Raw genomic sequence first — 14,686 nt, forward strand, 5'->3', positions numbered from 1 at the left:
TCAGCCCTGCTTCCAGCGGGTCGCCCAGCGCTCCAACGTGATGATCAGTTGGGAGAGGACGACCGACACGCATGCCACGAGCGCGACGCCGGCCAGCACGCCGGTGGTGTTGAAGAAGGCGGCGGCGTTGGCGATGATGTAGCCCACGCCCTGGTTGGACGAGATCAGCTCACCGACGACCGCGCCGATCACGGCCTGCGGCACGGCGATGCGCAGACCGGTCATCACCCACACCGCGGCTGACGGCATGACGACCCGGCGGTAGATGGTCAGCCGGTTGGCCCCCATGATCCGCAGCGAGTCGATGAACAGCGGGTCGACGTCACGCGCGCCGGTGAACGTGTTGTAGAAGACCAGGAAGAAGGAGATCAGTCCGACCAGCACGATCTTCGAGCCGAACCCGATGCCGAACCAGAGCACGAACAGCGGGGCCAGGGCGAGCTTCGGCATGCTGTAGACGACCGTGACGAACGGGTTGAGCACCGCCGCGGTGGTCGGCAACCGCCCCAGGGTGAAACCGACGAGCACGCCGGCCACACTGCCGATCGCCAGGCCGGCGCCGAACTCCTGCAACGTGATGAGCAGGTGCGGCCAGATCGAACCGGTGCGGAACCACTCCAGCAACTGCTGCCCGATCGCGCTGGGCGAGCTGGTGAAGAACGGGTCGACCACCCGGCCGGACATCCACTGCCACGAACCGAGCCAGACGACCACCACGGCGATCTGCCCGAGCGCGATCTTGATCTTCGGATTGAGCTTGCGGGGCGGCCTGGCGGTGTCCGGCCCGGCGTCCGGCGCGGTGACCGCGCTGCGGCTGACCGTCTCGGTGTCACTCATGGCTTCGCCATCTCCTTCTCGCCTGCGTGGATCTCCCGCCCGAGGTTGTGCCAGACGCGGCGGCGTACCTCCTGGTACTCCGCGGTGAACTGAAGCTGTTCCAGGTCCCGCGGGCGGGGCAGGTCGACCTCGATCACGTCGACGATGCGGGCCGGGCGGGCGCTCATCACCACGACCCGGTCGGCCAGCGTGATCGCCTCGTCCATGTCGTGGGTCACGAACAGCACCGCCGCGCCGAGCTTCTCCGTCAGCGAGAGCAACTCGGCCTGCATGCGCAGGCGCAGGATCGCGTCGAGTGCGCCGAACGGCTCGTCGAGCAGGAGCGTCTCCGGCTCGTACACCAGCGCCTGGGCCAGGCCCACCCGCTTGCGCATGCCTCCGGACAGGCCGGCCGGGTACGTGTTCTCGAATCCCCTGAGGCCCACCATCTGGATGTAGGTGGCGACCTTCTCGCGGCGCTCCCGTGCCGGGACTCGGCGGATCTGGAGCGGCAGCTCGATGTTCTCGGAGACCGTACGCCAGGGCAGGATCGAGTCCCGCTGGGTCATGTAGCCGATGCTGGTGTTCGGGCCGTCGATCGGCGTCCCGCGGTAGGTCAGCGACCCGCTGGTCGGCATGATCAGCCCGGAGACCATGTTGAGCAGCGTCGACTTGCCGCAGCCGGACGGGCCCAGCAGCGCGACGAACTCCCCCTCCCACAGGTTGAAGTCCACACGGGAAAGGGCGTTCACGGGACCACGGCGTCCGTGGTAGGTCATGGACACGGCCTGCGCCGAGACGACGGCGTTGCGGGCGGTTCCCGAATTCTCAGAAGGCATCCGACTTCTCCCGTGTCGCTGTCAGGCCGGCTGGAGCATGGAGCGGTCGACCTCGGCCAGACTCGATCGCCCGAGCAGGGCGAGCGACTTGACCATCTCCGCCGCGACCATCTCGAGGGCCCGCCGTACGCCGTCGCGGCCGCCGGCGCACAGCCCCATCGCCGCGAGCCGGCCCACCACCACCAGGTCGGCGCCGAGGGCGAGCGCCTTCAGCACGTCGGTGCCGCGCCGGATGCCGCCGTCGACGGCGACGCTGATCCGGCCGCCGACCGCCTCCACCACCTCGGGCAGTTGCCGGAGCGTGGCCGGGGTGCAGTCGAGCTGCCGTCCGCCGTGGTTGCTGACGATCACCCCGGCCGCGCCGATGTCGGCGGAGAGCACCGCGTCCTCGCCGGTCATCACACCCTTGATCACCACCGGCAGCGAGGTCTCGCCGAGCGCCTCGGCCAGGTAGTCGAACGTCCACACCGGCTGGCTCATGGCGCGGAACTCGCCGAACATCTCCTCGGCGTGGTCCGTCTCGCCCCGGTAGTTGCCGCGCATGACGTCCTCGTAGACGAACTGGTTGGCGAGGTTGCGGTCGCGGTAACCGGCGGTCGGGCAGTCGGCGGTGATCACGAGGCCGCGGTATCCGGCCGACTCGGCCCGGCGGACCAGCCGCCGGAAGTTGGCCAGGTTGCCGACCGGGTGGAGCTGGAACATCAGCGCCGACTCGGGTGCCACCTCGCGGATCCTCTCCAGCGGGTGGGTGGAGACGTGCGGTGCCAGGGCCAGCGCACCGACGTCCTGCGCCGCGCCGGCCACGGCGAGCTGGCCGTCCGGGTGGAACAGTCCGTCCGCGCCGAACGGCGCGGTGGCCACCGGCATCCTCAGCGGCCAGCCCAGGTAGGTCGTCTCCAGCGACGGCGGCTTGCTGCCGGTGAGGATCCGGGGCCGGAACGTCCAGCGGTCGAACTCGTCGAGGTTGGCGGCGACGCTGCGCTCGGCGCCCGCGCCGCCCTCCAGGAAGTCCCATACGGCCTGCCGCGCCCCGCTGCGGGCAGCGGCCTTGAGGTCTCCGAAGTTCTTGATGTGGGTGGAGCTCACCCCTGGTACCGAAGTCACGATCGTCTTCCCAACGTCTAGGAGCCGGCCCCGCCGGCGATGGGCAGCGCAGCTCAGTAGGACGTGCCGACCTTGTCGAAGGCCTGCTGGGCGATGGTGGCGTTCCAGGTGTCGTCGAAGCCGATCTTCTCGGCCGCGGCCGCCTCGCTGACGCTGCCGTTGATCTCGAAGGCGGTGACCACGAACTCGTTGGCCTGCTTGAACTGTTCCGGGGTCAGGACGATGCTCTTGCCGTAGATCGGGTAGTTCGACTCGAACGCCGTCTTGAAGACCTCGGGCTTGATGTCGGTGAAGATGCCGGCGAGCAGGTCGTGAAACTCGTCCTTCTCCGCCTGGATGAAGTTGAGCGACCGCTGGATCGCCCGGCAGTACGAGGCGATGGCCTCGGGGTTCTTCTCCAGGAAGTCCTCCTTGCAGGAGGCCACGATGTAGGGGAAGCCGACGAGCGGCTGGACCGGGTCCTTGGACATGTCGAAGAGGTACTTCATGCCGAGGTCGGAGATCGCCTGGTCGGAGATCGGCGACGAGATCGCCATGCCGTCGATCTGCTTGTTCTTCACCGCCGCGAGCATCGCCGACCCGCCGCCCTGGATCGGCACGATCTTCAGGTCCTTGTTCGGGTCGAGCTTGCCCAGGTTGCTGGCGGCGTACCGGATCAGCAGGTCCGGGGTGCTGGCGACGCCGGTGGAGGCGAGCTGCATGCCGCGCATGGCCGCGCCCCGCTGCTCGGGGGTGCTGGAGTCGCTCAGGCCGGCCTTCTCGAACGCCTCGGCGCTGATCACGATGTTCGTGGCCAGGGTGGTCACCATGCCGCAGAAGCTGATCAGCGGCTGGCCCACCGCCGTGGACTTCATGGTGTCCATCGGCGAGCCGACGACGAAATCGGCGTCACCGGCGAGAACGATGTTGGCCACCACTCCCTGCCCGGCGACCTTGCCGTTCTGCTGCAGCCCTTCCTCGGCGAAGTAGCCCTTCTTCTCGGCGACGAGGAACGGCGCCCAGATGAAGGAGGTCGCGGTCGACCGGATGGTGGTGTACGGGCCGCCGGCGTTGCCGCCGCCGGAGGCGGCGGGGGCGCCGTCCGGGCGGGAACACGCGGCCAGCAGGCCACCGGCACCGGCCAGGGCGCCGAGTCGGAGCAGGTTACGACGGGACAAAGCAGACATTGTTACTCCCGGGGGAACGAGTAAGAAAGACGAGGTGGCGCGCTCAGTGCCGGCCGAGGGTGCCGAATGCCGCCGGCGAGTCGCCGAGACCGGCCGCCCGGAAGGCGGCCCAGATACTTGCCTGGTTGGCCGTGACGACGGGGATGGAAATGTCGTTCTCCAGCTCGGCGACCACGCCGAGGGTGGAGAGGTTCGTGCAGCTGATGAACAGCGCCTCGGCGTCCGGGTGGGCGGCGGCCCGAGCGAGGCGGTAGACGACCTCCTCGGACTGCTGCGCGATGGCCGAGACCGGTGTGCGGGCGAGCGGGAAGTGCGCGACGCGCTCCCGCAGGCCGAGACCGACCAGGTTGACCACGTCGAGACCGTGCGCGGTGAAGAATTCGCGCAGCCGCTGGTTGAGGGTGTCGTCGTAGGGGGTGGCGACGGCGACCCGGGTGACGCCCAGCGCGCGGAGCGCCTGCACGCCGGCCCCCGACGTGGACAACGTCGGGCAGCCGACGCGCTCGGCGATCCGCCCTACCAGGTCGGTCTCGTACTCGTGACCACCGACGAAGCTGCCGGATGTGCAGCCGAAGACCACGACGTCGGCGTCGAGCTCGGACAACTGCTCAGCGGCGCGCAGGGCGTCGTCGGCCATGGTGACCAGACCGGCGGGGTCGAGCCGGGGAATCACCATCCGGGCCGCGTGTGCGGATGCGCCGCGGGGCAGTACGGAGTAGATCTCCGGCTCCATAGTCATGTTGACGTGCGGGACGATCAAGCCGATTCGGGCTCGCCAGCCGTGCATCGTCGTCACCTCCTGGCGGCCCGGTGCCGGGGCGTAGGTTTAGTGGTGAAGCGGACTCGTTCGCCTGAGTGGAACGCCGGTCCGCTATGTATGCCGGGACGCTAATGGCTCGTCCCGAGCCCCGTCAAGGGTGGAAAAGCAGCCGGAACAAAACGTCCGGCCGGCTCACCGCCAGCGGCCGACCAGATCGTTGACCAGGCACGACGACGAAACCTCCGACCGACCGAGGCGACGCAGGGCGCGATACGCCGCGGCCACCGACGAGGAGAGCACCGGCACGCCGAGTTCGTCGCCGACCGCGGCGACGGCCTCGACCGTCGGCATGCCGGTGCCGCTGAGCAGCACCACCGTGCCCGGGTCGGGCCGCAGCCCACGCAGCAGGGTGGTGACCTCGGCGGGCGTGATCGCGTAGATGCCGTTCGGCGCCGGCGCCTTCGCCACGCCGGCCACCGTGAGCCCGGCGGAGGTCCAGTACCCGACCGCCAGGTCGGTGAGCCAGTCCGGGTACGGCGAGACGACCAGCACCCGCGTGCGGCCGAGTTCGGCGAGCGTCTCCAGGATCGCCCGGGCCGCGGTCAGCCCCCGTCCGGCGCCCGCCGCCTCGATCGCCTCGTGCAGCCGCGCGTCGCCGTCCGTTCCCACCAGGTAGGACGAACCGGTGCAGGCGAAGTAGGTGACCCCGGGCCGGGCCGGGAGCAACGTGCCCGTGGTGGAGGTGAGCGCGTCGTTGTAGCCGAGCAGCCGCTCCTTCAGGGTGCCCGGCAGCTGCGGCAGCGGCGCGATCCGGACGTCGACCGCAGCGGGCAGCAGGGCGCGCAGCTCGGTCGCCACCGTCGGGTTCTCCGGCGGCACCAGTGCCGCGACCCCATCACCGCCGCTCCCGCCGGTCGACGCGTCGATCCGGTTCGGCTCCTCACCCATGACAGCCACCGCCTTCCAGTTCGCTGATCGTTCCGAGTCTCGGCCCGAACCGTTGACAGGCCGGGCCGTGGCACGACAGTATCCACCTTGTTCCGCCTGGGAAACCATCGTTCGTTTGACAGGAACAACTCTTATCTCGGATGGGCGCCCCAGGAACCCCGAGGCAAAGGTGTGCAGACTGACATGTGGAATCGCCCTGACGTCGACTTCGTCTCGACCCAAGACCTGCCCTGGGCCCCGGTCCCGGGCGGTCAGTTCGGCTCCGGCCACGGCGGCGGCCTGCGCAAGACACTCTCCGTCGACGAGGAGGACGGCGCCCGCACCGAGCTGCTCGCCTTCACCAACCGGCAGCAGGGGGTGCTGAGCGCCCAGGCCGACATCTTCGTCATCGCCGGCCGCGGCACCGTCAACGACGAGCCGTACGCCCCGGGCACGTACCTGCACGCCCAGGCGATGACCGAGCTCGACTGGGTGCCCGGCGTCGGTGAGACGGTGCTGTACTTCGGCCCGCACAGCACGCCGGACTTCGCCGCCGGACCGGGGGCGGGAGCACTCACCGTGCTGCACGAGACCCGCGACGAGTGGGTGTCGATGGGCTGGCGGGGCGACGAGCCGCAACCGGCCGACGTGCGGATCCGCTGGCTGCGCCGCGACGAGGCCGGCATCGTCTTCCTCGTCGGCATGCTCCCCGGATACACGGCGGTCAACGAGGAGAAGCACCCGGTCTACGAGGAGTCCTTCAAGATCGCCGGGGATCTGATGCTGGGACGCCGCGGTGTGGTCAAGCCCGGTGGCTACTTCTTCCGCAGCCCGCAGACCTGGCACGGCCCGCTCTACAGCCGCACCGGCAACCTCTCCCTGATCCGCAAGAACGACTTCGGCAGCACCGACTACCGCGACCCGCTGCCGGGACACGACCTGGGCAGCCTCGTCCCCGCCTTCTACGACCGCGACGCCTCGTTGACGCCGAGCCTCGGGCCGTCGCAGCGATGAGTGAGCCCGGCCAGCTCGCCGCGATCCGGGCCGAGCGCGGCTACCTGCTGTCGTACCACGAGGTGTACGCCCGCACGGAGCCCGGCTTCCTGGACGCGTACACCCGGCTCTACCGCCGGTTCACCCTCGACGAGCGGCACCTGCCGGCCCGCGAGCGGGAGCTGGTCTGGGTCGGTCTGCTCGTCGCCGACGAGGAGGCGGTGGGCTCGCTGCACGTCGAGCGCGGGTACGCCGCGGGGCTGACCACCGACGAGATGGCGCAGGCGACAGCGGTGGCCGGGGCGGCGGCCGCGTGGCGGCCGATCTTCTTCGCCGCGCGGGCCTGGGCGGCCACGCTGCCGATGGACGGCTTCACCCGCTACCACGCCCTGCTCGCCGCCGCCGCGCCGGACCTGTCCGACCGCGAGACCGACCTGATCGCCGTCGTGGTGCACGCGGTGCACCAGCAGGAGGAGGCGTTCCTGCACCACCTCGACCGGCTGTACGCCGCCGGGGTGCGGGAGCGGGACGTCGCCGAGGCGATCAGCTACCTGCTGCTGCCGCGCGGCGCCAACGCGCTGCTCTGGGCCACCGACCAGTGGCTGAGCGCCGTGGAGTCCGGCCGCGTCACCCCCACCGGCGAGCTGGCCGGCGTCAACACCCGGACCCGCCGCTCATGACCTCGCTGGTGGTCGGCGGACGTGGGGCGATCGGCTCCGCCGTGGTCGACGCCCTGCGCCGCGACGGGGAGACGGTCCACGTACTGGACCGGACCGACGGCGTGGACGCCGCCGACCCGCGCCAGGTACGCCAGTTCCTGGACGCGCTCCCCGAGGCCCCGACCCGGGTGGCGCACCTGGCCGGATCGGTCGGGCACGGCGGACTGCTCGACGTCTCGCCCGAACAATGGCGGCAAGTGCTGGACGACAGCCTGACCAGCGCCTATGTCGTGGTCCGGGCGGTGCTGCCGGCCATGCTCGCGGCCGGTGCCGGCGCCATCGTGCTGATGAGTTCGGTGAACGGCCGGCACGGCGGGAACGCGCTGTCCGGGCCGGCCTACGCGGCGGCGAAGGCCGGGGTGCTGGCACTGACCCGCAACATCGCCAAGGAGTTCGGCGGCCGGGGCGTACGGGCCAACGCGGTGGCACCCGGACCGGTGCGGTCGGTGATGACCGAGCGCCTGTCCACCCGGGAGCTGTCGGACCTCGTCAGTCAGGTGCCGCTGCGCCGGCCCGCCGAGCCGGCGGAGGTCGCGGAGACGATCGCCTTCCTGCTCGGGGAACGCGCGAGCTACGTCAACGGCGCCACCGTCGACGTCAACGGCGGGATGTGGACGGGATGACCGGGACCGTACGAGTAAGGAGGTACCAGCGGTGACCGAACGGGAGAACCGGACGGACGGGCACGGCCCGCTGCGCGGCATCCGGGTGCTGGACGTCTCGACCATTCTGGCCGGGCCGCTCTGCTGTCAACTGCTCGGCGACTACGGCGCCGACGTCGTCAAGATCGAGCACCCCGTCGCCGGGGACAGCATGCGCGGCCACGGCGAGGCCAAGGACGGCGTGCCGCTGTGGTGGAAGGAGATCTCGCGCAACAAGCGGACCGTCGGGCTGAGCCTCTCCGACCCCGACGGCGCCGACATCTTCCTCCGGCTCGCCGCCACCGCCGACGTCGTGGTGGAGAACTTCCGCCCCGGCACGCTCGAGCGGTGGGGCGTCGGCCCGGACCGCCTGCACGAGGTCAACCCCGGGCTGGTGATCGTCCGGATCACCGGCTTCGGTCAGACCGGCCCCTACGCCGCCCGCCCCGGCTTCGGCACGCTGGCCGAGGCGATGAGCGGGTTCGCCCACCTGACCGGCGAGGCGGACGGCCCGCCGACGCTGCCCGCGTTCGGCCTGGCCGACAGCATCTGCGGCATCGCCGCGTCCTCGGCCGCGGTGATGGCCCTCTACGCCCGCGACGCCCGGGGCGGCCGGGGCCAGGTCGTCGACCTGAGTCTGCTGGAACCCATCATGGCCGCCGTCGGCCCCGGCCCGATCGCGTACGACCAGCTCGGCGTCGTCGGGCAGCGGCACGGCAACCGCTCGACCAACAACGCCCCGCGCAACACCTACCGCACCCGGGACGGGCGCTGGGTCGCCGTGTCCACCAGCGCGCAGGCGATCGCCGAGCGGGTCCTGCGCCTGGTCGGTCACCCCGAGGTCGTCGACGAGCCGTGGTTCCGCTCCGGCCGGGAGCGGGCCGCGCACGCCGACCTCCTCGACGCGTACGTGGGCGGCTGGATCGCCGAACGTACCCGTGACGAGGTGCTGCGCGAGTTCAGCGCGGCCGGCGCGGCCGTCGGCCCCGTCTACGACGCGCGGGATCTGGTGGAGGACGAACACGTCCGGAACACCGAGATGATCACGACGGTGGAGGACGACGACCTCGGCCCGATGCGCATGCACAACGTGATGTGGCGGATGTCGGACACGCCGGGCCGGATCCGGTTCACCGGACGCGCCCTGGGCGCCGACACCGACGATCTGCTCGGCAACGAGCTGGGCTGCACGCCCGAGGTCCTGGCCGAGCTGCGCGCGCGCAAGGTCGTCGCCTGACCACCCCCGCGGTCGGTCGACCGATTCCGAAAGATGAGGAACAACCCGTGACACCCCCAAGCCAAGCCACCGTCGCCGATCCGCTGCTCGCGGCCGTCCGTGGCGGAGTGACCGTCTACGACCTCGGCCGCCGGCTCTCCGTCGGCATGCCCCAGTCCCCCAACCACCCCGCCTACTGGCACTCCCTGCCCCGCCGGCACGGGGACATGGTCCGCTCCGACGGCGGCTCCGCGGCGAACGACATGATCACCATGGGTACGCACGTGGGCACGCACATCGACGCGCTCGCGCACGTCTCGCACCACGGCCTGCTCCACGGCGGCGCGGACGCGGTCGAGGCGGGCCGGGGCGGCCGGTACGTGGAACTGGGTGCGCACACGATCGCCCCGATGGTGCGCCGTGGCGTGCTGCTCGACGTACCTCGCGCGATCCGCGCCGGGGACGGCTGCCCGGCCGGTTACGAGATCACGCCGGACGACCTTGCGGCCACCGAGGCAGCACAGGCCACGCCCGTCGGCGCGCACGACGTGGTCCTGGTGCGCAGCGGCTGGGGCCGGTTCTTCGAGCACGAGGACCGCAACGTCTACATGGGCCTGGAGTCCGGGGTACCGGGCGTCGGCGAGGCCGGGGCGGTGTGGCTCGCCGACCGCGCGGTGCACGCGGTCGGGGCGGACACCATCGCCTTCGAGCGCCTGCGCCCGGGCGCGGCGCACAGCGTGCTGCCGGCGCACCGGGTGCTCCTGGTGGAACGCGGGATCTACATCATCGAGGCGATGGCGCTGGAGGAACTGGCCGCCGCCGGAGTGCACGAGTTCACCCTGATCCTGGCACCGCTGCCGCTGTTCGGCGCGACCGGATCGCCGGTGCGCCCGCTGGCGGTGGTCGGGCATGGCTGAGCTCACGCTGGCCGAGCGGCTCGCCGCGTTCGCCGCGGCGACCACGCACACCGGCCTGCCCGACGACGTACGGCACAGCGTCCGTCAGCGGGTGCTCGACGTGCTGGGCCTCTGCGTCGCCGCGTACCGGCTGCCGACGAGCACCGCGGCGGCCGGGTTCGTGGCCGACCAGGGCGGCCGGCCCGAGGCGCACGCCGTCGGCCTGCCCGAGGCGGTGCCGGCCGCGCAGGCCGCCTTCGCCAACGGGGTGCTCGCCCACTCCCTCGACTACGACGACACACACCTGCCCTCGGTGCTGCACCCCAGCGCCGGCGTCGTGCCGGCCGCACTGGCCGCCGCCCAGGCTGCGGGGGCCGGCGGCGGGCAGTTGACGGCGGCCGTCGCGGTCGGCCTGGAGGTCGCCGTCCGTCTCGGCATGGCCGGGTACGACCGCAAGCTGGGCAACTCGGTCTTCTTCGAGCACGGACAGCACGCCACGTCGATCTGCGGGGCGATGGGCGGTGCCGCCTCGGCGGCGCTGCTGTTCGGCCTCGGCGCCGAAGGGGTCGCCAACGCCCTCGGCGTCACCGCCTCCTTCTCCGCCGGCATCATCGAGGCCAATCGCACCGGCGGCACCGTGAAGCGACTGCACTGCGGGTGGGCGGCGCACTCGGCGGTCACCGCCGCACAGCTCGTCAAGCGCGGTTTCACCGGCCCGCCGACCGTCCTGGAGGGCAGGTTCGGCTTCTTCCGCGCCTTTCTGCGGGACGAGGTCGACCTGGACCAGGTCACCGGCGGGCTGGGCGAGGACTGGTCGGTGCCGGGGATCTTCTTCAAGCCGTACCCGGCCAACCACTTCACCCACGCCGCGATCGACGCCGGGCTGCGGCTGCGCGAGCGCGGCGTGCCGCTGGACCGGATCACCCGAATCGAGCTGCGGGTGCCGGCCGCGGTGATCCGCACGATCGGCCAGCCGATCGAGGTCAAGCGGGCTCCGGAGACCGGCTACCAGGCGCAGTTCTCCGGCCCGTACGCGGTCGTCGCGGGCCTGCTCGGCGGATCCGGGCTCGGCGTCGGGCTGACCGACTACACCGACGAACTGGCCCGCGATCCCCGCCGCCGCGCGCTGATGGCCACCGTGGACGTGCTCCCCGACGGCCGCTGCGACTCGATCTTCCCCAACCAGTTCCCGGCGATCGTGACGGTCCACACCGACGACGGCCGGGAGTGCACCGAGGAGGTGCTGGCCAACCGCGGCGGCCCGCAGCGTCCGCTCAGCGACGAGGAACTCGCGGTGAAGTTCCGGGAGAACGTCGCCGGCCGGCTCACCGACGAGGCCGCGCGCCGGGTCGAGGACCTGGTACTGCGCCTCGACGACCTCGACGCCATCGACGAGATCCCCCGGACCCTGGCTCGCCTGGAGGCCGGCTCACCCACCTCAAGGAGGAACCCATGACGTCCTTTGACACACTTGTGACGAACGTCCGCGTCGTACGGCACGAGTGGACGAAGCCGCAGCAGGTGGACATCGCCGTCCGCGACGGCCGCGTCGTGCAGGTCGCCGCCGGCATCGACCCGGCGTCGGCCCGGACCGTGGTCGACGGTGGCGGCAAGCTCGCCTTCCCCGGCGTGGTCGACGCGCACCAGCACTGGGGGATCTACAACCCGCTGGACCAGGACGCCGCCTCGGAGAGCCGGGCCTGTGCCCAGGGCGGGGTGACCTCCGCCATCACCTACATGCGCACCGGGCAGTACTACCTGAACCGGGGTGGCGCGTACGCCGACTTCTTCCCCGAGGTGCTCGCCGCCACCGCCGACCGGTCGCACGTGGACTACGCGTTCCACCTCGCGCCGATGTCGAAGCAGCACATCGGTGAGATCCCCGACCTGGTCGAGCGGCACGGGGTGACCTCGTTCAAGGTGTTCATGTTCTACGGAAGCCACGGCCTGCACGGCCGGTCGACCGACCAGAGCAGCTTCCTGATGATCCCGAAGGACGAGCGGTACGACTACGCGCACTTCGAGTTCGTCATGCGCGGCGTCCAGGCGGCCCGGGAGCGGTTCCCCGAGCTGGCCGACGAGATCTCGCTGTCGCTGCACTGCGAGACCGCCGAGATCATGAACGCGTACACCCGGATGGTGGAGGAGGAGGGGACGCTGTCCGGGCTGGCCGCGTACCACGCCTCCCGGCCGCCGCACTCCGAGGGCCTGGCCGTCAGTATCGCCTCGTACCTGGCCCACGAGACCGGCCTGCCGACGATCAACCTGCTGCACCTGACGTCCCGCAAGGCGGTCGACGCCGCCCTGCGGATGTCGCAGGCGTTCCCGCACATCGACTTCCGCCGCGAGGTCACGGTCGGGCACCTGCTCGCCGACATCGACACCGCGAACCTGGGCGCCAAGGTGAACCCGCCGATCCGGCCGCGCGAGGACGTCGAGGCACTGTGGGAGTACGTCCTGGCCGGCAAGATCGACTGGGTGGTGAGCGACCACGCCTGCTGCCGCGACGAGGTCAAGTTCGGTGCGCCCCGGGACGACGTGTTCGTGGCGAAGTCGGGCTTCGGCGGCGCCGAGTACCTGCTGCCCGGCCTGATCTCCGAGGGCAACCGCCGGGGCCTGCCGTACCACCGGATCGCCGAGATGACCGCGTGGAACCCGGCCCGGCGCTTCGGGCTGCGCACCAAGGGCGACATCGCCGAGGGCTTCGACGCCGACTTCTGCCTGGTCGATGACGACCACACCTGGACTGTGCGGGCTGCCGACTCGGAATCGGTGCAGGAGTACACCCCGTTCGAGGGCTTCGAGCTGAGCGCCCGGGTCACCGACACGTTCCTGCGCGGCGAGCGGATCCTGGAGGCGGGTGCCGTGGTCGGCACCCCCCGCGGGCGCTACCTGGCCCGGCCGGCGTGACCAGTACACCGCGCAGCTACCTGTACGCGCCGGGCAACGAGCCGCGAAAGCTGGCCCGGGCCGCCTCGGCCGACGCCGACGCCGTGATCTGCGACCTGGAGGACGCGGTCCCACCGGCGGCCAAGTCCGAGGCCAGGCGCAACGTCGCCGCTTTCCTGGCCGACCCGCCGAAGCCGGGTGGTGAGTGGTGGGTGCGGATCAACGCCGGCTCGGCCACGGACGACGTGGCGGCGGTGGCGTGCCCGGCGCTGCGCGGCGTCGTGGTGCCCAAGGCCGAGCCGGAGTTGCTCGACGAGGTAGCCGAGGCGCTGGCCCGGGCCGAGTCGGCGTGCGGACTGCCGCCCGGCACGCTGCTGGTGCTGCCGCTGCTGGAGACCCCGCGCGGCGTGCTCACCCTGGACCGGGTGGCCGCCGCGCCGCGGGTCCTGCGGCTGGGTCTCGGCGAGGCGGACCTCGCCGCCGAGCTGGGCCTGCGGCCGGGACCCGACAAGGAGGAGCTGTGGCCGCTGCGCACGGCCGTGGTGCTCCACTCGGCGGCGGCCGGTCTGGTGCCGCCGGTGGGTCCGGTCGAGACGGCGGTGCGCGACATCGAGCGCCTCGACCGGAGCACCCGGATTCTGCTGCGGCAGGGGTTCCGGGCCCGCACCGCGATCCATCCCGCACAGGGACCGGTGATCAACGACGTGTTCACCCCGTCGGCCGAGGAGGTGGCCGACGCGCGGGACGTGGTGGCACGTCTCGCCGCGGTCACCGAGCACGGGCACGGTGTCGCCGTCACGGCGGACGGCCGGATGATCGACGCCGCGGTGGCCCGAGCCGCCCACGACGTCCTCGCCCGGACGGTATGAGGACGGGCTACGGCCAGCCGGTGTCTGCCGCCACCTGGTACCGCCGGGAGGACGACCGCGTCCCGGTGAACATGGTCTAGGGCCGCCGCCGGCCGGCGCACCTGCGCAGCGATCCCCGGGTCTCCCTGACCGGCTGACCACCGCCCCCACGATGTCCGACCCGTACGGCAGAGTGTCGGGCATGACCGAACCGGAGGACCCGAAGGCCGCGCTGCACCGCTACCTGCGCGGGCTACGGGAGGACCTGATCTGGAAGCTCGACGGGCTGAGCGAACGCGACGCCCGGCTTCCGCGCACCGCGAGCGGCAACAACTTCCTGGGCCTGCTCAAGCACTGCCTGAACGCCGAGGCCGGCTACTTCGGGTCCACGTTCGGCCGCGAGTTCCCCACTCCGGAGGAACTGGTCCCGTCCGAGGCGGTCGACGCGGACCCGCAGTCGGACTGGTACGCCCGGGAGGACGAGAGCAAGGACGGTCTGATCGACCTGTACCGCCGGGTGGGGGCGTTCGCGGACCAGACGATCGAGGCGCTGCCGCTGGACGCGCCGGGGCGGGTGCCGTGGTGGCAGCCCGGCCGGCAGGACGTGACGCTGCACCAGGTCATCGTGCACGTCTGCGTCGACCTGGCCCGGCACGCCGGGCACGCGGACATCATGCGCGAGCAGCACGACGCGGCGATCGGGCTGCGCCGGGACAACACGAACATCCCCGGCGGCTACGACTGGCCGGCGTACGTCAGTAAGCTGTCGGCGCTCGCGGACCGGTTCGCGTAGCCGGCTTTCCGGTACTCCGGCCGGAAAGTTCCAACCACATTTCGGACAGCGGATCGACAGGACCAGCAGCATCGTGAAG

15 protein-coding genes are annotated in these 14,686 nt (G+C 71.5%); 9 read left to right on the plus strand and 6 right to left on the minus strand.

The genetic code is table 11. The features are described 5' to 3' along the window. The 6 genes from GA0070215_RS10705 to GA0070215_RS10730 form a co-directional block, all read right to left on the minus strand. Complete coding sequence (locus GA0070215_RS10705) at positions 1–837, minus strand: ABC transporter permease (protein WP_018786411.1); 837 nt, start codon at positions 835–837, stop codon at positions 1–3. Beyond that, positions 834–1,568, minus strand: coding sequence for an ABC transporter ATP-binding protein (locus GA0070215_RS10710; protein ID WP_244166950.1), 735 nt, complete (start codon positions 1,566–1,568; stop codon positions 834–836). Before GA0070215_RS10710 ends, GA0070215_RS10705 begins: the two co-directional genes overlap by 4 nt. Before the next feature lie 108 nt (positions 1,569–1,676). Further along, complete coding sequence (locus GA0070215_RS10715; protein ID WP_091044698.1) at positions 1,677–2,741, minus strand: alpha-hydroxy acid oxidase; 1,065 nt, start codon at positions 2,739–2,741, stop codon at positions 1,677–1,679. Between the two features lie 71 nt (positions 2,742–2,812). Continuing rightward, positions 2,813–3,916 (minus strand): ABC transporter substrate-binding protein, encoded by a 1,104-nt coding sequence (locus GA0070215_RS10720; RefSeq protein WP_141708173.1) that lies wholly within the window; start codon positions 3,914–3,916, stop codon positions 2,813–2,815. A gap of 52 nt (positions 3,917–3,968) precedes the next feature. Then, the gene (locus GA0070215_RS10725; RefSeq protein WP_091044705.1) at positions 3,969–4,712 is read right to left on the minus strand and encodes a maleate cis-trans isomerase family protein; all 744 of its coding nucleotides are present in this window, start codon (positions 4,710–4,712) and stop codon (positions 3,969–3,971) included. Positions 4,713–4,877: 165 nt separating this feature from the next. Continuing rightward, the gene (locus tag GA0070215_RS10730; RefSeq protein WP_091044709.1) at positions 4,878–5,633 is read right to left on the minus strand and encodes a maleate cis-trans isomerase family protein; all 756 of its coding nucleotides are present in this window, start codon (positions 5,631–5,633) and stop codon (positions 4,878–4,880) included. A 183-nt stretch (positions 5,634–5,816) separates the two neighbouring features. Between GA0070215_RS10730 and GA0070215_RS10735 the strand changes: the two genes are divergently transcribed. From GA0070215_RS10735 to GA0070215_RS10775, 9 genes are all read left to right on the plus strand, one after another. Then, entirely contained in the window at positions 5,817–6,626 is an 810-nt protein-coding gene (locus GA0070215_RS10735) for a hypothetical protein (RefSeq protein WP_018786405.1), read from the plus strand. Further along, complete coding sequence (locus tag GA0070215_RS10740; protein WP_091044712.1) at positions 6,623–7,285, plus strand: carboxymuconolactone decarboxylase family protein; 663 nt, start codon at positions 6,623–6,625, stop codon at positions 7,283–7,285. The genes GA0070215_RS10735 and GA0070215_RS10740 overlap by 4 nt, the downstream gene beginning before the upstream one ends. Further along, the gene (locus GA0070215_RS10745; RefSeq protein WP_018786403.1) at positions 7,282–7,947 is read left to right on the plus strand and encodes an SDR family oxidoreductase; all 666 of its coding nucleotides are present in this window, start codon (positions 7,282–7,284) and stop codon (positions 7,945–7,947) included. The genes GA0070215_RS10740 and GA0070215_RS10745 overlap by 4 nt, the downstream gene beginning before the upstream one ends. A gap of 31 nt (positions 7,948–7,978) precedes the next feature. Next, positions 7,979–9,202 carry a CaiB/BaiF CoA transferase family protein gene (locus GA0070215_RS10750; protein WP_091044715.1) on the plus strand — a complete coding sequence of 408 codons (1,224 nt, stop codon included), beginning with the start codon at positions 7,979–7,981 and terminating at the stop codon, positions 9,200–9,202. A 47-nt stretch (positions 9,203–9,249) separates the two neighbouring features. Next, entirely contained in the window at positions 9,250–10,098 is an 849-nt protein-coding gene (locus GA0070215_RS10755; RefSeq protein WP_091044718.1) for a cyclase family protein, read from the plus strand. Beyond that, positions 10,091–11,533, plus strand: a complete 1,443-nt coding sequence (locus GA0070215_RS10760) for an MmgE/PrpD family protein (RefSeq protein WP_018786400.1) — start codon at positions 10,091–10,093, stop codon at positions 11,531–11,533. Before GA0070215_RS10755 ends, GA0070215_RS10760 begins: the two co-directional genes overlap by 8 nt. Then, a complete protein-coding gene (locus GA0070215_RS10765; RefSeq protein ID WP_091044721.1) occupies positions 11,530–12,987 on the plus strand; it encodes a dihydroorotase in 1,458 nt (485 codons plus the stop codon). The genes GA0070215_RS10760 and GA0070215_RS10765 overlap by 4 nt, the downstream gene beginning before the upstream one ends. Continuing rightward, complete coding sequence (locus GA0070215_RS10770; protein WP_018786398.1) at positions 12,984–13,835, plus strand: HpcH/HpaI aldolase/citrate lyase family protein; 852 nt, start codon at positions 12,984–12,986, stop codon at positions 13,833–13,835. Before GA0070215_RS10765 ends, GA0070215_RS10770 begins: the two co-directional genes overlap by 4 nt. Before the next feature lie 181 nt (positions 13,836–14,016). After that, entirely contained in the window at positions 14,017–14,607 is a 591-nt protein-coding gene (locus tag GA0070215_RS10775; RefSeq protein ID WP_026268128.1) for a DinB family protein, read from the plus strand. The last annotated feature ends 79 nt before the right edge of the window (positions 14,608–14,686 follow it).

This window comes from Micromonospora marina (assembly GCF_900091565.1).
Lineage (GTDB): Bacteria > Actinomycetota > Actinomycetes > Mycobacteriales > Micromonosporaceae > Micromonospora > Micromonospora marina.

What these genes read in the sequence shown, in the direction of transcription:
- GA0070215_RS10705 (WP_018786411.1), bottom strand. Translation starts at nt 837, where the DNA reads ATGAGTGACACCGAGACGGTCAGCCGCAGCGCGGTCACCGCGCCGGAC.
- GA0070215_RS10725 (WP_091044705.1), bottom strand. Translation starts at nt 4,712, where the DNA reads ATGCACGGCTGGCGAGCCCGAATCGGCTTGATCGTCCCGCACGTCAAC.
- GA0070215_RS10730 (WP_091044709.1), bottom strand. Translation starts at nt 5,633, where the DNA reads ATGGGTGAGGAGCCGAACCGGATCGACGCGTCGACCGGCGGGAGCGGC.
- GA0070215_RS10735 (WP_018786405.1), top strand. Translation starts at nt 5,817, where the DNA reads ATGTGGAATCGCCCTGACGTCGACTTCGTCTCGACCCAAGACCTGCCC.
- GA0070215_RS10740 (WP_091044712.1), top strand. Translation starts at nt 6,623, where the DNA reads ATGAGTGAGCCCGGCCAGCTCGCCGCGATCCGGGCCGAGCGCGGCTAC.
- GA0070215_RS10745 (WP_018786403.1), top strand. Translation starts at nt 7,282, where the DNA reads ATGACCTCGCTGGTGGTCGGCGGACGTGGGGCGATCGGCTCCGCCGTG.
- GA0070215_RS10760 (WP_018786400.1), top strand. Translation starts at nt 10,091, where the DNA reads ATGGCTGAGCTCACGCTGGCCGAGCGGCTCGCCGCGTTCGCCGCGGCG.
- GA0070215_RS10765 (WP_091044721.1), top strand. Translation starts at nt 11,530, where the DNA reads ATGACGTCCTTTGACACACTTGTGACGAACGTCCGCGTCGTACGGCAC.
- GA0070215_RS10775 (WP_026268128.1), top strand. Translation starts at nt 14,017, where the DNA reads ATGACCGAACCGGAGGACCCGAAGGCCGCGCTGCACCGCTACCTGCGC.